The organism is Deltaproteobacteria bacterium, from assembly GCA_020845895.1.
Classification (GTDB): Bacteria; Lernaellota; Lernaellaia; order JACKCT01; family JACKCT01; genus JADLEX01.
Genome location: JADLEX010000141.1, coordinates 1 through 16,671 on the forward strand (window position 1 = coordinate 1; position 16,671 = coordinate 16,671).

The 16,671-nt window shown below is 63.4% G+C and carries 13 protein-coding genes; 8 read left to right on the forward strand and 5 right to left on the reverse strand.

Going from position 1 to position 16,671, the window contains the following annotated elements; translation table 11 throughout:
* Positions 1-130: 130 nt before the first annotated feature.
* From IT350_18945 to IT350_18960, 4 genes are all read right to left on the reverse strand, one after another.
* A complete protein-coding gene (locus tag IT350_18945; protein MCC6160136.1) occupies positions 131-2,362 on the reverse strand; it encodes an LPS-assembly protein LptD in 2,232 nt (743 codons plus the stop codon).
* Positions 2,359-3,636, reverse strand: a complete 1,278-nt coding sequence (locus IT350_18950) for a bifunctional folylpolyglutamate synthase/dihydrofolate synthase (GenBank protein MCC6160137.1) — start codon at positions 3,634-3,636, stop codon at positions 2,359-2,361. The genes IT350_18945 and IT350_18950 overlap by 4 nt, the downstream gene beginning before the upstream one ends.
* 412 nt (positions 3,637-4,048) lie before the next feature.
* Positions 4,049-4,834, reverse strand: coding sequence for an NYN domain-containing protein (locus IT350_18955; GenBank protein MCC6160138.1), 786 nt, complete (start codon positions 4,832-4,834; stop codon positions 4,049-4,051).
* Positions 4,835-4,877: 43 nt separating this feature from the next.
* Positions 4,878-6,689, reverse strand: a complete 1,812-nt coding sequence (locus IT350_18960; GenBank protein MCC6160139.1) for an acyl-CoA dehydrogenase — start codon at positions 6,687-6,689, stop codon at positions 4,878-4,880.
* Between the two features lie 294 nt (positions 6,690-6,983).
* Here IT350_18960 and IT350_18965 point away from each other — a divergent pair, with 294 nt between their 5' ends.
* Entirely contained in the window at positions 6,984-7,685 is a 702-nt protein-coding gene (locus tag IT350_18965) for an Ig-like domain-containing protein (GenBank protein ID MCC6160140.1), read from the forward strand.
* Positions 7,686-7,782: 97 nt separating this feature from the next.
* The gene (locus tag IT350_18970; GenBank protein ID MCC6160141.1) at positions 7,783-8,565 is read left to right on the forward strand and encodes an ion transporter; all 783 of its coding nucleotides are present in this window, start codon (positions 7,783-7,785) and stop codon (positions 8,563-8,565) included.
* 27 nt (positions 8,566-8,592) lie between these two features.
* On the opposite strand, the gene IT350_18975 is transcribed toward IT350_18970, so the two are convergent.
* On the reverse strand, positions 8,593-9,618 hold the full coding sequence (locus IT350_18975) for a hypothetical protein (protein MCC6160142.1): 1,026 nt from the start codon (positions 9,616-9,618) through the stop codon (positions 8,593-8,595).
* Positions 9,619-9,723: 105 nt separating this feature from the next.
* Between IT350_18975 and IT350_18980 the strand changes: the two genes are divergently transcribed.
* From IT350_18980 to IT350_19005, 6 genes are all read left to right on the forward strand, one after another.
* Complete coding sequence (locus IT350_18980; GenBank protein MCC6160143.1) at positions 9,724-11,088, forward strand: TolC family protein; 1,365 nt, start codon at positions 9,724-9,726, stop codon at positions 11,086-11,088.
* Between the two features lie 79 nt (positions 11,089-11,167).
* Complete coding sequence (gnd, locus tag IT350_18985; protein ID MCC6160144.1) at positions 11,168-12,067, forward strand: decarboxylating 6-phosphogluconate dehydrogenase; 900 nt, start codon at positions 11,168-11,170, stop codon at positions 12,065-12,067.
* A gap of 10 nt (positions 12,068-12,077) precedes the next feature.
* Positions 12,078-13,622, forward strand: coding sequence for a glucose-6-phosphate dehydrogenase (gene zwf / locus IT350_18990; protein MCC6160145.1), 1,545 nt, complete (start codon positions 12,078-12,080; stop codon positions 13,620-13,622).
* Positions 13,607-14,356: a 6-phosphogluconolactonase gene (pgl, locus tag IT350_18995; GenBank protein ID MCC6160146.1), complete on the forward strand. Its 750-nt coding sequence runs from the start codon at positions 13,607-13,609 to the stop codon at positions 14,354-14,356. Before zwf ends, pgl begins: the two co-directional genes overlap by 16 nt.
* A 143-nt stretch (positions 14,357-14,499) precedes the next feature.
* On the forward strand, positions 14,500-15,408 hold the full coding sequence (locus IT350_19000) for a hypothetical protein (GenBank protein ID MCC6160147.1): 909 nt from the start codon (positions 14,500-14,502) through the stop codon (positions 15,406-15,408).
* Positions 15,409-15,463: 55 nt separating this feature from the next.
* Positions 15,464-16,489 carry a DUF2804 domain-containing protein gene (locus IT350_19005; protein MCC6160148.1) on the forward strand — a complete coding sequence of 342 codons (1,026 nt, stop codon included), beginning with the start codon at positions 15,464-15,466 and terminating at the stop codon, positions 16,487-16,489.
* Positions 16,490-16,671 lie beyond the last annotated feature (182 nt).

The following is a 16,671-nucleotide window of genomic DNA, read 5'->3' on the forward strand; positions in this document are numbered from 1 at the left end:
GTCGAGATCAAGGGCACGCGGGATGGGGAGGACGTGGGCGGCGCGGGGTTCGTGGAGCTGTCGGGTTACGCGGGGCGGCCGGCGTTCTGGTGGCTTTTTCCCGACATGTGGGACTGAAACCGGCGCCTCGTCAGAACGCCGTGCCCGCCTGAACGAGACCGGTCATGTCGAGCGTGATGCGGTACACGTCTTCCGGTTCGGGGATCTCGCGTTTTTCGAGCTGCAAGCCGAGGCTCCAACAGTTTTGCAGGCTGTTGAACTGAATGCCATAGATGCGCTCGATGAACGTGTCGTCGAGAAAACTGTAGCGGCCCAGATACGAAAACGTCAGGAAGTCGAGCAGCGTGTATCGGCCGATCGCCGAAAGGTAGTCGATGTTCACGAACTGCAGGTTGAATTCCTCGTCGTCCTCGAGCTGATAGCGGTACTCGACGCCGATCGTGTCGTCGTTGACCGAACCCAGCGCGCCCAGCACATTGAAATTCGAAACACGATCCGAATACGTGTCGTAGTCGAGGCGCGAACGCACCACGACTTTGTTCAGCCACATGCCGAAGGTGGCCGTCGATTCCAGATCGCCGCGGATCGGCCCGAAGGGCTCGCGGTCCTCGTTCTCCGGCATCGTCTCGCGCTGCGATTCGTAAATGTCGAAACTCTGCGAGATGCGCAGGTCCGCGAGTTTGACCGTCATACGGTTCTTGCCGCGCCACGGCAGAACGCGCAGCCACGCGCGGTTGGCGAGGTAGTACGTGACGGAGTTTTCGCGGGAGATGCGGTCCTCTCCATCGATGATCGGCAGCTCGTCCTGTTCCGCGGGCGGCGTGTAAGCGTACTCAACGCCCGGCTCGAGCGTATGCTTGAATCCCTTGAGGATCGGCCGGACGATCGGCCAGACGCGCTCCGTCCGGGTGAACAGGTGCGCGCGCGCGGTGTAGAGGTGCCGCGCCTCGTAGCGCTCCTCGCGCGGTCGGTCGGGCAGTTCGTAAAACGTCTCGCGCCACTCGACGGACGGCGTGAGAAACGCGTACCGGTCGAAGCTGATCGGCACGAAGACCTCGGGAAGAACGTCCAGGCGTTTCGCGGCGGTGCCGTACCAAAACGAGCGCGTCAGATCCGCCTCGGTCTCGATCTCGCGCTCCGCGGGCAGCACCTTCGGACGATAGAAGTTCGTGAGCAGCGTGCCCGCGCGAAATCCGACCGGCAGCGGACCGATACGCCGCGAGAGAGCGTCGAATCCGACCTCGGGCAGTTTCTGCCACGTGTAGCTGTTGTCCTCGTTGTCGAGGCTGTCGAAGTACTCGAAATTCAGGTTCGCGCTGTAGTTCTGCCACAGGTTGTTGAAGATCGTGTTGCTGCGCAGGAAGCGGTCGTAGCGCGCGGTGATGTCGGTCGGGAAGTCGATCACGTAGTCCTTGTCCGAGACGAGGTTCGTGTTGTTGCGCAGGTAGAGCCGCCGGGCCACGTTCTGGTTGTGCTCGTACGCGATCGCCCATCGGTCGTCGCCGTACTTCTGGTCGTCGATGAAATCGAGATCGAACTGCCCCTGGGTTGAGCGCGAGAGCGCGTAACGGTACTCGAAGCCCTCCTTGACGCCGCGTTTTTCGTAAACGTCCGTGTAGAACGTCGCATCCATGTTGTCGCTGATCGCCCAGAAAAACGGCACGCCGAAGTGGTAGCCGTCGTCGCTCGACCATCCGAAGCGCGGCGACAAAAATCCCGTCTGCCGCGTGATCTTCGCCGGCACGACACCGAATGGCACGTAGGCCACCGGAAGCCCCGCGGTATAGACGCGCCCGCGCCGCACCAGCGCGTAGCCGTCGAGCGTCACGTCGATCTGGTCGGCCTCGATGAACCAGTCGGCCTCGTCATTGCCGCAGTCGCAGGTCGAATACCACCCGTTCGTGATGAGAAAGTGGTTGGGGCCGACCTTCTCGATCTTCTCGCCGCGCAGGTAGTAGTTCACCTCCCCCACGCGGGCCACGAGATCGCCCTGAACGATCACGCCGCGCTGCGTGTTGAAGTTGATGTGAATCGTCGGCGAGCGGATCTCACCCTCGCGGTTGCCGAGCGACACGTCGCCGTCGGCCGACAGCGACATTTCCTTCATGTCCACCAGCAGCCGCTCGGCGCGCAGAAACATCTCGCCCTGCCGCAACTCGACGCGTCCTTCGGCGCGGTACGCGTCGCGATCGGCGTCGTAGGTGACCTTGTCGGCCGTCAGAACGACGGGCTCTTCGCTTCCGAGAAATCGGTCGAGATAGGGAGTTTGGGCCCGGCCCCGGGTCGCCCCGACCGTCAGAAGGATCGCGACGAGAACCGGTACGGTCGCGGCGTGCGCCGCGCCCGTCGGGCGGCGGCTCATGCGTCGGGTCCGAGGACCGCCTCTCGTATGGCGCCCACGAGGTAGAGCGACCCGGTGACGACGACTGTTCCGGTCTTTCCGGCCAGCCGGCGAGCCAGTCCGAGGGCTTCCAGGGGATCGGGCACCGCGTGAATCCTCGTGAATTTGTCCTTGGCGAGCCCCGCAAGTTCGGTGGCGTCCATCGAACGGTCGTTGGGCACGTTCGTCACCACGATCGTGTCGGAACACGGGGCGACCACGTCGAGAAATCCGTTGATGTCCTTGTCCGACATGATCGCGACCACCGGAATGATCGGGGTGGCGACGCGCAGGCGCTTGAGCGTATCGACCAGCGCCGCGCCGGCGGACGGGTTGTGCGCGCCGTCGAGGATCACGCGCGGGTTGCGGGCGATCGTCTCGAATCGGCCGGGCCACTTGACCTTGCCCAGACCGCGACGGATGGCGTCGGCCGAAATCCGGAAACCGCAGTCGCGAAGTTCAAGACTCGACACGGCGGCGAGCGCCGCGTTGCGGATCTGGTGGCGGCCCGGCAGCGGCGAACGCAGTCCCCAAAGCCCCGTGCCGTACCACGACAGGTCAAAGGTCCGTCCGTCGGGATGGATCTTCGCAATGTCCTCGATGATCGTCAGCGGAGCCCCGACGCGGCCGGCCACGCGACGCAGCGACTCGAGCACCTCGCCCGGGCCATCGAGCGCGATGCCGGGCACGCCTTCGCGGAAGATTCCGGCTTTTTCGCGGGCGATCTCTTCGAGCGATTTGCCCAGATGCTGGTCGTGATCGTGGTCGATCTGCGTGACGACCGACAGTACGGGTTCGATCACGTTCGTGGCGTCGAGGCGGCCGCCCATGCCGACTTCCATCACCACGACCTCGCAGTTGTTCTCGGCGAAGTGCAGGCACGCAAGAGCGGTCGCAAACTCGAAGAACGTCACCGGCATGCCCTGCGCGCTGTCGCCGCCGGATTGGATCGTCTCGAGTTCGCGCCAGATGCGGTCCGAATGCCGGAGCAGGTCCTTTTGCGGAATCTCCGCGCCGTTCACGCGGATGCGTTCGGTGAAACGAATCAGGTGCGGCGAGGTGAACGTGCCGACCCGGTGCTCGCTCTCCTGCAGGATCGCGGAGAGGCTGGCCGTGACAATGCCCTTGCCATTGGTGCCGGCCACGAGAACCGTCTCGAAATTCTCCTGCGGGTTCCCCAGGCGGGAAAGCAGGCGACGGATATTCGAAAGGCCTAGCTTGACGCCGAAGAGCTGCAGATCATAGATCCGGCGCATGGCCTCGTTATATGCAGCGGATTTCCGTCCCACGGTGCGTCCTCTCAATCCTCAAATCAGGCAAATGGCATTCCCGATCGCGCCGTTCGATGCCGAAAGACACGACCCCCGTCCGGCGACCAAATGCGCTGCGCCGGCTGTTAAAGACCGCGAGATCGCCCCCGAGGTTCCAAGGGCGGCCGCGGACGGCCTCGCTCTCGTTGATTCGATCCGCCGTCAGCCAATCCCCCGAGGACTCTTGCGAGTCCTCGGAAATCCCCCGGATTGGCCGCGGAAATATACGGTAGGCCAGCGAATTATTCAAGAAAAATTTTCATGTTTTCGGGGCGTTCCGCGTCTCCGGGGGGCGAAACGTGGAAACGTAATTTCCATTACGCAGTTAAAAGGGCGAATGGACCCGCGAATCCGACGGTCAACCCTTCGCCGCAGCCGCCTTCCGGGCTTTATCGTCGCCGTAGCCGGTCACCACGTAAGTGCCGCTTCGGGCGTCTTTCGTGATGTTGATGAGGTGGTCCTTCGCCGCGTCTTCCAGAAGCTCCGAAAACGACCCGAAACCGTGGTAACTCTCGGAAAACTGGGGGCGTTTTCGTTTCATCGTCTGCTTGACGAGACTCGCCCACAGGATTTCCTTGTCCTCTCGCAGCAGCGCCTCGATCGCCTCGAGCAGAAGCTCATAAGCCTCGCGGCGCGTGCTGGGGACTTGCCGTTCGATCGTGGGGACGTGTTTCGTCCGCTCCAGGTCCTCGTAATAAATGAACTCGTCGCAGTTGCGCACGAGCAGCTCGCTCGTCGAGTCCTTGAGCCCCATCCCGATGACGTGCTTGCCGTTCTCCTTCAGCTTCGAGATCAGCGGCGAGAAGTCGGAATCGCCCGACAGGATGACGAACGTGTCAATGTGCTCCTTCGAATAGCTCAGATCCATCGCGTCCACGACCATACGGATATCCGCCGAGTTCTTCCCGGTCATGGCCCGTTTCGGGATCTCGACCAGTTCGATCGCGCGCTCGTGCAGTTCCCGTTTGTAGTCGGCGTAACGTGCCCAGTCGGCGTACGACTTCTTGACGATGATCTTGCCTTTTTCGACGAGCCGGTCGAGCACGAGCGAGATCTCGAAACGCTTTTTGATGTCCTTGATGCCCAGCGCGATATTCTCGAAGTCGATGAATACCGCGATCGTGTGGTCGGGTGTTGTCGTCAATTCCTCTCTCCCGCGTCCCGTTTGGGCGCGCGCCTCGCGCCGGTTAGAAAATGTCGTCCATCGCGGCGTGGTGGTCCGCCTCGATCGCCCGTGCCCGGGCGTGCGTCTCGACGAGAACCTGCGTCGCGAAAAATCCCGCGACCGCGGTCTTGCCTGTCAGATAGCGTCCGTGTTCGTCGGCGCGCGCCTGGGGCGTCATCGCCGCGAGTCGGTCCTGCGCGATCTTCGCCTGATTCACGAGCAGATGCGCGACGCACACCTGCCCCATCATGAACAGCACGTCGCCCGCGTGCAACAACGGTCTGTATCCCCGCTCCGCCTCCGTCCGGCCGAGCGATTCCACCGTGGAGACGAGCGCCCGGCGCGCATCTTCGACGAGACGGGCAAATTCGCCGAGGGTTTCGTGCGTCGCCAGCGAGCTCATGTCGGACTGGATGCGTTCCATGTATCCCGCGAAGATCTTTCCGCCCGCGAGCGGCACCTTGCGCGTCACGAAGTCGTTGGCCTGAATCGCGTTGGTGCCTTCGTAGATCGAGGCGATCTTGGCGTCGCGGCAGTGCTGTTCGGCGTCGTATTCCGACGTGTAGCCGTATCCGCCGAGGCACTGGATCGCTTCGACGGTGCACGCGAATCCGCGATCCGATCCGTAGGCTTTGCAGACCGGCGTGAGCAGCTCGACGAAACCGCCGTACAGGACGCGCTCGGCGTCGCTCATCGCGGCATACGACATGTCGGTGAAGTACGAAGACGTGAGCAGCAGGGCGCGCAGACCTTCGACGTGCGCGCGCTGCCACATCAGGCTGCGGCGGACATCGGGGTGCTCGATGATCGGCACGTTCGGCGCGTCCTTGTCCTTGAGCCGCGCCCAGTTGGGGCTTTGCACGCGCTCCTTCGTGTAGTCGAGCGCGTACAGGTACGCCGCCGACGCGAGCGACAAACCCTGCGTTCCGACCGCGATGCGCTCCTCGTTCATCATGCGGAACATGTAAACGAGTCCCTTGTTCTCCTCGCCCACGAGGATGCCCTCGCATGATCCGTTGTCGCCGAACGTGAGCTGGCTGGTGGCGCTCGCCTTGATGCCCATCTTGTGCTCGATGCGCGTGCAATGGACATCGTTGTGCGCGCCCATCGAGCCGTCGCCGTTCACGCGGAACTTGGGAACGACGAACAGGCTGATGCCCCGCGTCCCGGACGGCGCCCCCGGGGTCTTGGCGAGCACGAGGTGGATGATGTTTTCCGTCAGGTCGTGATCGCCCATCGTGATGAAGATCTTTTCGCCGGTGATGTGGTACCGGTCCTTCGTGCCTTCGATCTTCACCGCGGTCGAGCGGATCGAACCGAGCGCAGATCCCGCGCCGGGCTCGGTCAGGCACATCGTGGCACCCCACTGGCCCGAGTAAATCTTTTCGAGGAACAGCGCGCGCGACTCGTCCGAACCGTGATGCTCGATGACGCCGGCGGCCGCGGACGAGAGCCCCCCGGTGAGCCACAGGGCCGTATTGGCCGAGAAGAACAGGTCGTCCACGGCGACCTTGAGCGTGATCGGCAGCGCCTGCCCGCCCCACGCCGTTCCGCCGACCAGTCCGCACCAACCGCCTTCGGAGATCTTTCGCCACGCCTCGACGCACCCCGGCGGCATCGTCACCGCGCCGTCGGCATGGCGCGCGCCGACCTCGTCGCCGATCTTGTTGATCGGCGCGAGAACCCCGGCGGCGAACTTGTCGGCCTCGGCGAGGATCATCTTCGCCAGATCGGCGGAAAAGTCGGCGTAGCGGTCCGTGGCGGTGAGACTCGCGAGATCGAGCTGCTCGAACAGGACGAATTCGACATCACGCAGGTAGGTGCGAAACGGCATCGGGCTTCTCCCCAAAGATTCGCCGGCCCGGCGAAAACCATCACATGATACGCGCGATACCGCGCGAAGGCGGCACACTCAAACACGAAAAGCCGCCACGATTCAAGGCCAGGGCGGACCGCCGGAACCCTCCCCGTGGGCTTGGACGGGGGAATCGCCGGACCCCGGGGCCGAGTGGGCGCACGTCAGTCGGGTTTTGCTTTTTCTCCGCGATTCGGTTAGCGTGCGTGTGATTTCCGCGAATAGTTGTTTGACGGACCGTCCAGTCGAATCCAACCGCACAGGAGGAGAGCGATGAGAGTCATGAAGTACGTCGTTTTGGCGATTTTGGCCGCCGCGTTGCTGGTGGGCTGCGGAGCGAAACCCGCGAGCATCGATGTCGAGCCCGGTTCGGTGACGCTCAAGTCGGCCGGGGCGACGCACACCCTGACGGCAACCGTGAAGGACGCGAAGGGGCAGGCGATCGAGAAGCACGAGCCGATCGTGTGGTCCAGTTCGGACGCCGAGGTGGCCGAAGTCAGTGCGACCGGCGTGGTGAAGGCGAAGTCGTCGGGCAAGGCGGATGTGACCGCCGCGGCCGGCGAGGTGACCGCCACGATCAACGTGACCGTTCGCATCATCGCCGAGGTCGACGTGCACCCCGGCAAGGCAATCCTCGAAGTGGGCGATTCCAAGAACTTCGACGCGACGGTGAAAGACGACAAGGGCAAGGTCATCACCGGCGAAAAGGTGAAGTGGTCGATCGGCGACGGTTCCGTCGCGTCGGTCAACGACAGCGGCGTCGTCAAGGGCAAGTCCAAGGGTGACACCACCGTTCGCGCGTCGGTCGAATCCGTTTCGGGCAAGGCCGAAGTGACCGTGAAGGACAAGGACGCCAAGACGATCGAGCTGAAGGATGACGTCAAGGACAAGAAGCTCGACAAGGGCGGCAAGGACAAGAAAGAGCTCAAGCCGAAGCTGAAGGAAGGCGCCGGCGACAAGAAGCTCAAGAAGTAACTCGTCCGCGAATCGAACTTGAAACGGGAGGGCCTCCGGCTCTCCCGTTTTTTTGTACGCTGACCGAAGATGGCTCGACTCATCGCGGAGGTTTCGCATGGGCAACCGAACGCGCGTGTGGGAAATTGTCGAAGTGTCCGGTGAGCGCGACAGCACGGCGCGAATCTTCGACGCGGCGATTCTGTCGCTCATCCTCCTGAATATCACCGCCGTGATTCTTGAAACCGTCGAGTCCGTTTACAGCGTTTCCCCGCGCTTTTTTCGGATCTTTGAGTGGGTTTCCGTTCTCGCTTTTACGATCGAGTATCTCGCCCGGCTTTGGTCTTGTACGGCAGATCCCCGATTCGCGACCCCTGTCACCGGTCGATTGCGTTTCATGTTTCGCCCCATGATGATCGTGGATCTGGTCGCGATCGTCCCGTTTTTCCTGGCGTCGTACGGCTACCTGCGCGTCGTTCGCGTGTTTCGCCTGCTTCGGCTTTTCCGAATTCTCAAAGTCGCCCGCTATTCGCTTGCGGTCCGAACAATGGGACGCGTTGTCCGGGCCAAACGGGAAGAATTGCTCGTCGCAGTATTCGTTTTGACCATGCTGCTCGTTGTGGCGGCTGCGTTGATCTACACAACGGAGCACGAAGCTCAACCCATTGCTTTTTCCAGCATTCCCGACGCCATGTGGTGGGCGGTCGCAACGCTCACGACGATCGGGTATGGAGACGTTCGGCCAGTGACGGCTGCCGGGAAGCTGATCGCCTCGTTCGTCGCCATTATGGGGATCGCCCTCTTTGCACTTCCCGCCGGGATCCTTGCTTCTGGATTCATGGAAGAGATGGCCTCAAAGAAGACCGTCATCTGTCCGCATTGCGGGAAAGAACATTCATGAGTCGAACCTCGGATCCGGCAACAAAGCCTATTTCGGCAAGACGATCGCTTCACGCAGTCGCTCGACCTCGGCGGTGAATTCACTCGCCCATTGAACCTCGCGCGACGCAAGGGCGGCCGGGTCGATGTCGCCGTAGCTGCGCGCGAGCAACCACGGCAGCCGTCGCGAGGCGGTTTCGAGCGCCGTGAACAAGCGTTCGAGCGCGCTCGAATCGACGGCGGAAATGTCGAGCAACGATGTTCCCAGAAGTCCCGATGGATCGTTGTCGCGAAGTTCCCGGCGTTGCTCACGCACGAGCATTCCGTCGGCCAGGGCGATGAGACGTTCGTGCAGTTCGACCCGCGTCCGAAGCCGTCCGTCCTCGCGTCTCACGCGGATCGCGGCGACCTCGACGATGAACGCGTAATCCACATCGAAATTGCGGCGGACCCGAAGAAGGTCGAGGGTGTGGCAAACCGTCGCCGTGTCGTTTCCCCGGGGTGTCGGGGTGAAAAGCGTCCGCGAATCGGGTTCGACACGCCTGGGTAAACCCTTGCGCGCGACGACCGGTCGCGTCGGTTCGTCGAGGTAACGCAGCCCGCTCAGCGACTCCATCTCGTGCCACGGCTTCTCGATCCGGTCCTGCTCGGCCAGGCAGTCGGCCAGATCTCGCTCCGCGAGATACTCGCCGCCCGGTGCGGATGCGTGCAGGCGCAACTTGGGTTCGAGTGCGCGCCAGCCCTCCAGCACGTTGCGCGCCAGTTGCAATTCGAACGCGTGCGGCCAGCGGATGGGAACGGATTCGCCCTCGACGTTGTCTTCCACCCCGTTGGTATCGACACGCTCATGGGTGACACTGTCGGGAAGCAGAACCATGATGACGCTGCGTTCGGCTTCGCGAAAAGCCAGCAGGTGCCGCTCGGTGTCGAACTCCACGATGGTGACGCAGCCGGTGAGCCCAATCACGCACCCGACCGCGAGGACGAGGCACGACGCGAAACCAGCGAGTCGCGACGAATGGCACGCGGCGCTGGGGGATCGCGAGTTCGTCCCATGAAATGCGATATCGGGCATATTCTCCCCGCGGGGCGGACCCCGCTCGACGTTGCCTCCCGCCGGAGCTTGTGACATTTTAGCCTGCGCCGGGCGCAGGTCCACACGTCTTTCCCCGAGGTCGCCATGACACGGAAAAAACTTTTCGGCATCGTCGTTCTTGCCGCACTGTTCGCCCTTTCCTCTCCGGTCGCCGCCGAGATGCTCACCCTGGAAAGCGCTGTCTCGATCGCGCTTGAAAATAACCGCTCGCTCGCCGCCGCGGGTCTGGAGGCGCAGGGGGCGGGCTATGGTCAGGCGAAGAGCATCAGCGGCTATCTGCCGAAAGTCTACTTCAATTCGTCGGTCACACGGATGGACCCCGACACCTTCGACCGAATGGAGCAGTCCGACGAACGGCAGCGTCAGTTCTTCGAGTCGATGGGCATCGACACGTCGCAGATGGAGCCGAGCGTCTTTGAGACGACTTATCAATCCTCGGTTCAGGTGCGTCAGCCGATCTTCAACGGCGGTAAGGAGATTGTCGGGATCCAGTCGGCGACCGTGCAGAAACGCCAGAAACGTTTCGCCGAGGAGGACGTGCACGCGTCGACCGCCAACGACGTGAAGAAGGCGTTTTTCGAGGCGCAGAAGGCCGCCGCGCTCGAGCGCACGCAGCAGGAAGCGGTGGCCCTCGCCCAGGAAACGCTCAAGCTCACCAAGGCGCGTTTCGAGGTGGGACAGGTGAGCCGCGCCGAGGTGCTGCGTTGGGAGAGTCAGGCGGCCTCCGCCGAGGGAGGGCTGATTCAGGCCAAAAACGGGGTGCGTCTCGCGCGACTGAACCTGAATGGGGTGATGGGCGTGGAACTCGACCGCGCTTGGGAGTATCCGGAAATCGTGATGGAACTCGACGCCGCGTCTCTGGCAAAGGGTCAGGAGATCGGCGCGATGCCGCCGGCAAAATCCGAGGACATCGCGGCGCACCCCAGCATGAAAAACGTCGATGCGTCGCTGGACCTGTCGAAGACCGCACGCAACTACGAGGTGACGAACGTCCTGCCGAACCTGAACTTCATCTACAACTACGCGTGGGAGGACAACGACACGCTCGAACTCGACGGCGACGACGGCTGGACGGCGACGGTCGCGCTCGAACTCCCGCTCTTCCAGAGCCTCGGCGGCGCGTTCGGCATCGCGCAGGCGCATAGGAACCTGCTGGCGGCCCAAAAACGGCAGGACGACGCACGGCGCGGATTCATCCAGCGCATGAACGCGGCGCAGCTCAACATGGCGTCGGCGATTCAGCGTGTTGAAGCCGCGCGAAAGAATCTGAGCTTCGCCGAGGAGACGTACAAGATTGTGCAGTCGCGGCTCGAACTCGGCGCGGCGTCGAATATCGACCTGCTCGACGCGCAGGCCAACTACATCAGCGCCAAAAGCGGTTTGGTGGATGCCGTGGCCGATTTCCGCATCGCCGAATCGGAGTGGGATTACCTGACGGCCCCGCAATGACCTTCCGCGTGCCGTCCGTCATGGGCACCGGATCGGGACTGGTCTAGAATCGATCCGTCATCGAAATCGCGAGGTGCGCGTGGACGTCGGATTTATCGGTCTCGGCAAGATGGGCCTCAACATGGTGCGTCGCCTTCGGCGGGACGAGCACCGCATCGTCGCGTTCGATCGCAGCGCGGAGGCGACGCACGCCGCGACCGAGGCCGGCGCGACCGCCGCGTCATCGGTCGCCGACGTGGTTACGAAACTCGACGCGCCGCGCGCGGTGTGGCTCATGCTCCCCGCGGGCGAGATCACGCAGGCGGTCATCGACGAGGTCTCGACGCACCTCGCACCCGGCGACATCCTGATCGACGGCGGCAACACGCGCTTTCACGACACGATCGCCCGTTACGAGGCGGCGAAAACGCGCGGCATCCGTTTCGTGGACGTCGGCACCAGCGGAGGCATCTGGGGGCTGCGCGAGGGTTACTGCCTCATGGTCGGCGGCGATCGCGACGCCTTCGACCACATCGAACCGCTCCTGCGCACGCTCGCGCCGCCCGAGGGCTGTTTGTATTGCGGCGCCGCGGGCGCGGGGCACTACGTGAAGATGGTGCACAACGGCATCGAATACGGGATGCTGCAGGCCTACGCCGAGGGCTTCGAGATTCTCGAGGCGTCACGATACGATCTCGATCTTCGCGCGGTTTCGGCGCTGTGGAATCGCGGCAGCGTGGTGCGTTCGTGGCTGCTGGAGATGTGCGAACGCGCGTTCGAGAGTGACCCGCATCTCGAGGCGATCGGCGATCACGTCGCCGACTCGGGCGAAGGGCGATGGACCGTGCAGGAGGCGATGGATCTCGACGTTCCCGCGCCGGTCATCACGCTCTCGCTGCTCGCGCGGTTCCGGTCACGGCAGGACGAATCCTTCGGCGCGAAGGTGATCGCCGCGTTGCGCAACGAATTCGGCGGTCACGCCACCCGAAAGAAAGCATGAGGACGGACGCATGAGCGCGAACCTCGGCCGTGTGTACAGCGTCCCCTCGCCGACGGGCCAAGGCACCGTCAGCGCGCGCCCCGTCGTTTTCGTCATCCTCGGCGGTACGGGCGATCTGGCGCGGCGCAAGCTCGTCCCCGCGATCTTCGAGATCGTGCGTCAGGGGCTGATCCCGCAGCCGGTTCACATCGTCGGCGCGGCGGGGTCGGATCTCACGCACGAGGAGTTTCGCGGTCGCGTGGCCGAGGCCGTGCGCGAGTTCGCGCGCGTCAAACCCGGGTCCGACGCGGAACTCGTCGAGTTCCTCTCCCACGTATTCTATCAATCTGTGAAGTTTCAGGACGCCGGGTCATTTCGTGAACTGAAGTTGCTGCTCGACGAACTCGAACGGGGCGGCGCGTCGCCGCACCGCATTTTCTACCTGGCCACGCCGCCGAGCGCATACGGCCCCATCGTTCAAAATCTTCAGGCCGTCGGTCTGGCCGACCGGCGGGACGATCTCTGGCCGCGCGTGGTGATCGAAAAACCGTTCGGCCGCGATCTGCCGTCGGCGCTCGAACTCAATCAGGTCGTCCTGTCGGTCTTCGACGAACATCAGGTCTACCGAATCGACCACTATCTCGGGAAAGAGACCGTTCAGAACATCATGGTGTTTCGCTTTGCGAACGGCATCTTTGAGCCGACGTGGAATCGGCGATACATCGATCACGTGCAGATCACCGTCGCCGAGGAAATCGGCATCGGTTCGCGCGGACGGTATTACGAAGAAGCCGGCGTGATCCGCGACATGGTGCAGAACCACATGCTCCAGATCCTGTCGATGATCGCGATGGAGCCGCCCACCTCGTTCCACGCCGACAGCATCCGCGACGAGCGCGTCAAGGTGCTCAAGTGCATCCGGCCCATCCCCGTCTCCGCGATCAACGAGCACGTCGTTCGCGCGCAGTACGGGTCGGGCCTCGCGAAGGGCTCGAAGGTGTGGGCCTATCGCGAGGAAGACAACGTCGCGGCCGAATCGATGACCGAAACCTACATCGCCATCAAGCTGTTCATCGAAAACTGGCGCTGGGCGGGCGTGCCGTTCTACCTGCGTTCGGGAAAGTATTTGCCCAAGCGCGTCACCGAGGTCGCAATTCAGTACCGCGGCGTGCCGCATATGCTGTTTCGCGATGTGTTGACCGACCCGCTGGAGCCCAGCGCGCTCATCCTGCGCATCCAACCCGACGAGGGCATCAGCCTCACGTTTTCGACCAAGCATCCCGGCATGTTGATGGACATCCGAAACCAGGCGATGGACTTCAATTACTACGAGGCGTATGGCGACAAGGCTCCCGACGCGTACGAGCGGTTGCTGCTCGACGTGGTCGTCGGAGACGGCACGCTCTTTCCGCGCACCGACGCGGTGGTGGCGTCCTGGAAATTCGTGGACCAGATCGTCGAGGGTTGGCGCGCGAGCCGCGTGCGCAACCTCCCGCAGTACGAACCCGGCTCGTGGGGACCGGTCGAGGCCGTCGAAATGATGGCGGCGGATCAACGCAAATGGCGTCGCCCGTAGAACTCGTGATCGGCGGACGATCGGCGCGCGTGTTCGAATCGTCCACCGTTCTCTCCGAGGCCGCCGCGAGGAGAATCGTCGACGTCGCGCGTGCGTGCGTCTCCGCGCGCGGACGATTCTGGTGGGCGCTCGCGGGGGGAACCACGCCGCGCGCGGTTTACGAGCGTCTCGCGCAGCCGCCCTTCGTATCCGACATGCCGTGGGCGGGCACCTTTGTGTTCTTCGGCGATGAGCGCGCCGTGCCCCTCGATCATCCCGACAGCAACTTCCGCATGGCGCGCGAGGCGATGCTCAGCCACGTTCCGATCCCCGCGGAGAACGTGTTTTCGGTCGTCAATCCGCACTTCGATGCCGACCGCGCGGCGGCGGATTACGAAGCGCGGATTCGCGCGGCGTGGGGCGATCGCGACGTTCCGGTCTTCGACCTCGTCCTCCTCGGGATTGGCGAGGACGGGCACACGGCGTCGTTGTTTCCGGAAACTGAGGCACTTTTGGAAACTCAACGACTCGTCATTCAGGGGCGAAAAGGAAACTCTCCGAGAGTTACATTTACATTTCCTCTCATCAACCAAGCGGCTCGGGTTTGGTTTTTCGTGACCGGCGAGTCGAAAGCCCCCGTAATCACGAGAATTTTTGCCGAAGAGCCGCCTGAACTGCCGGCGGCACGCGTTCGACCGACCTCCGGGGAGTGCCTTTGGTGGCTCGACCACGCCGCCGCCTCGACCATCAAATAACCTTACGTTCCGTTAGGGCAACATCTTTTTTCGATTGTGATCCGCAACCCGTTGCGACACGCGATTTCCTTGTCCCAAAATACGCCCCGTCAGCGTCTCATCGCCCCTTTCCGGCCGGATTTCTTTCAAGAACGGAGCGCACGGTGACCCGAAAATCAAGCCGAAAGTCACGTGAATCGACAGGGCAGCTTCGTCTTCCGTTCCCGGGCGAGACGACGAATGTCGCGCCGGGAAAACGAGGGCGCGCCGCCGCGCCGCGCAAGACTCCGACTCCGCGTGTCGCCGAAATGCTCGAGCCCGCGTCGAGCGATGCGCCCGATCTGGATCGCTTCTTTCGCCGCATCCTCGGTCGTCCCGTGACGATGACTTACACGCGCAACCGCCGCCAGCTCATTTCATTCCGCGACGAACGCGGGGGAACGCGCCGCGTACGCATCTCGGACGTCTTCGAAAAGGCCGGCCCCGACGTCTGGCGCGAGATCGCGTTCTGGATGCTCGACACGCATGCGCACAAAATGTTTTCGCCGGGCAGCCCCAGCAAGCGCTACCTCGATCGCGCCGAGGTGATTCGCACGTTGCAGGCGAGGCGACCGCGCCACACCGAACCGCCCGTCAAGGGCGCGTTCATCGACCTCCGGAAGATTTTCGACGATCTGAACTCGCGGTATTTCGACGATCGGTGCAACAGCCGCATCGGCTGGAAACGCGTCGCGGCGCGAAAGGGCACGCGCAGCGTCCAGCTCGGCACCTTTCACGCCGACGACAACACCATCCTGATTCATCCCGTGCTCGATACGAATCAGATCCCGCGCTACGTCGTCGAGGACACGGTCTATCACGAGATGGTGCACTGGAAGTTGCGCGGCCGGCACGACGCCGCGGGACGCCGCGAGATCCACTCACCCGCGTTCCACGAAGAGATGCGGCGATACCCCAAGCATATCGAGGCCGAGGTGTGGGTCGCCGAAAACATCCGCATGCTCATCCGCGCCAAGAATCGCATGATCGAGGAGCGGCGCAAGGCTCGACGAGCTCGCGAACAATCGCGATGATGGGCCGGGCCCTGCGCCCATGCTCATCTTCCGTACTCATCCAATGGGGTTCGCGATGTTCGGTCCTGCTCCCGAGCGCCTGATCGGCGACGACGGCGTTCCGTCCTTCGGCGTTTTCGGCGAAGCCATCCGCCACATCAATCTGAACGACTTCGATTACCGCCGCGTCGCGCCGTTTCCGTTCTCGCTCACGCCCGCGAGCGCGCGAATCGCCGTCAAGCGCTGGCAGTACCTCGGCGTTATCACGGACGACATCGCCGCCGGCCTCGCCGTGGCGGATGTCGGTTACGCGGCGAACGCCTTCGCCTACGTCGCCCTGCGCGGCGAGGCAAAGGTCCGAGAGTTCAGCTTTCTCGATCCCGCCGGCCGATGCAGCCGGTATTCGGCGTCGTCGGTCGAGGGCGTCACCGAGTACCTGCGTGGCAACGTCGAGATCCGGCTCGACAACCGCCTCGTCGACGGGCCGCGAAAGGCGGTACTGCGCGTACCGGGAGTGGAGCTCGACGCCGAGTTCGACGAGCGCGCCATCACACCGCTGTGCGCGGTGACGCAAAACGGCCTGCGGGGATTCAACTACTGCCACAAGGCCGCGGCGCTGCCTGTCTCAGGGCGGCTGCGCGTCGATGGGCGCGAGTTCGACCTGGGCGAGCGACGTGCGCTGGGCGTGATCGACTGGACCGCCGGCTGCGCGGCGCACTACACCTTTTGGAACTGGGCGTGTGGCTCGGGTTACCTGCCCGACGGACGTACGGTCGGCTGCAACTTCGTCTCCGGCATCAACGAGCGGGGTTTCACCGAAAACGTCTTCTGGGTCGGCGGAAAACCCGTCAAGGTCGATACCATGTTTTTCCAGTACGACCCCGCCGACGTGCTCAAGCCCTGGCGCATCACCAGCTCCGACGCCAGGGTCGACCTCGAGTTCATCCCCGAAAACGAGCGCGCCGAAAACCTGAACCTCGGCGTGATGATGTCGCGCTTCCACCAGCCATTCGGCGAGTTCCGGGGGACGTTCGTCATCGACGGCGCGAAGGCGCCCGTCACGATGCGCGGCTACGTGGAAGAGCACGAGGCGAAATGGTAGGGGCGCGATTCATCACGCCCCGCGCCCGAAATTTCAGGGCGTGATTCGTCACGCCTTGCGACGCACGCGCCGATCAGTCCTGCGACCACTCGCCCAGCGAATACGTGAACGCAATGACGGCGCCGAAGAGGCCGGCCACCACGGGCCGGCAGAGGATCCCTCAGGTGGAACCGGCTGCCTGC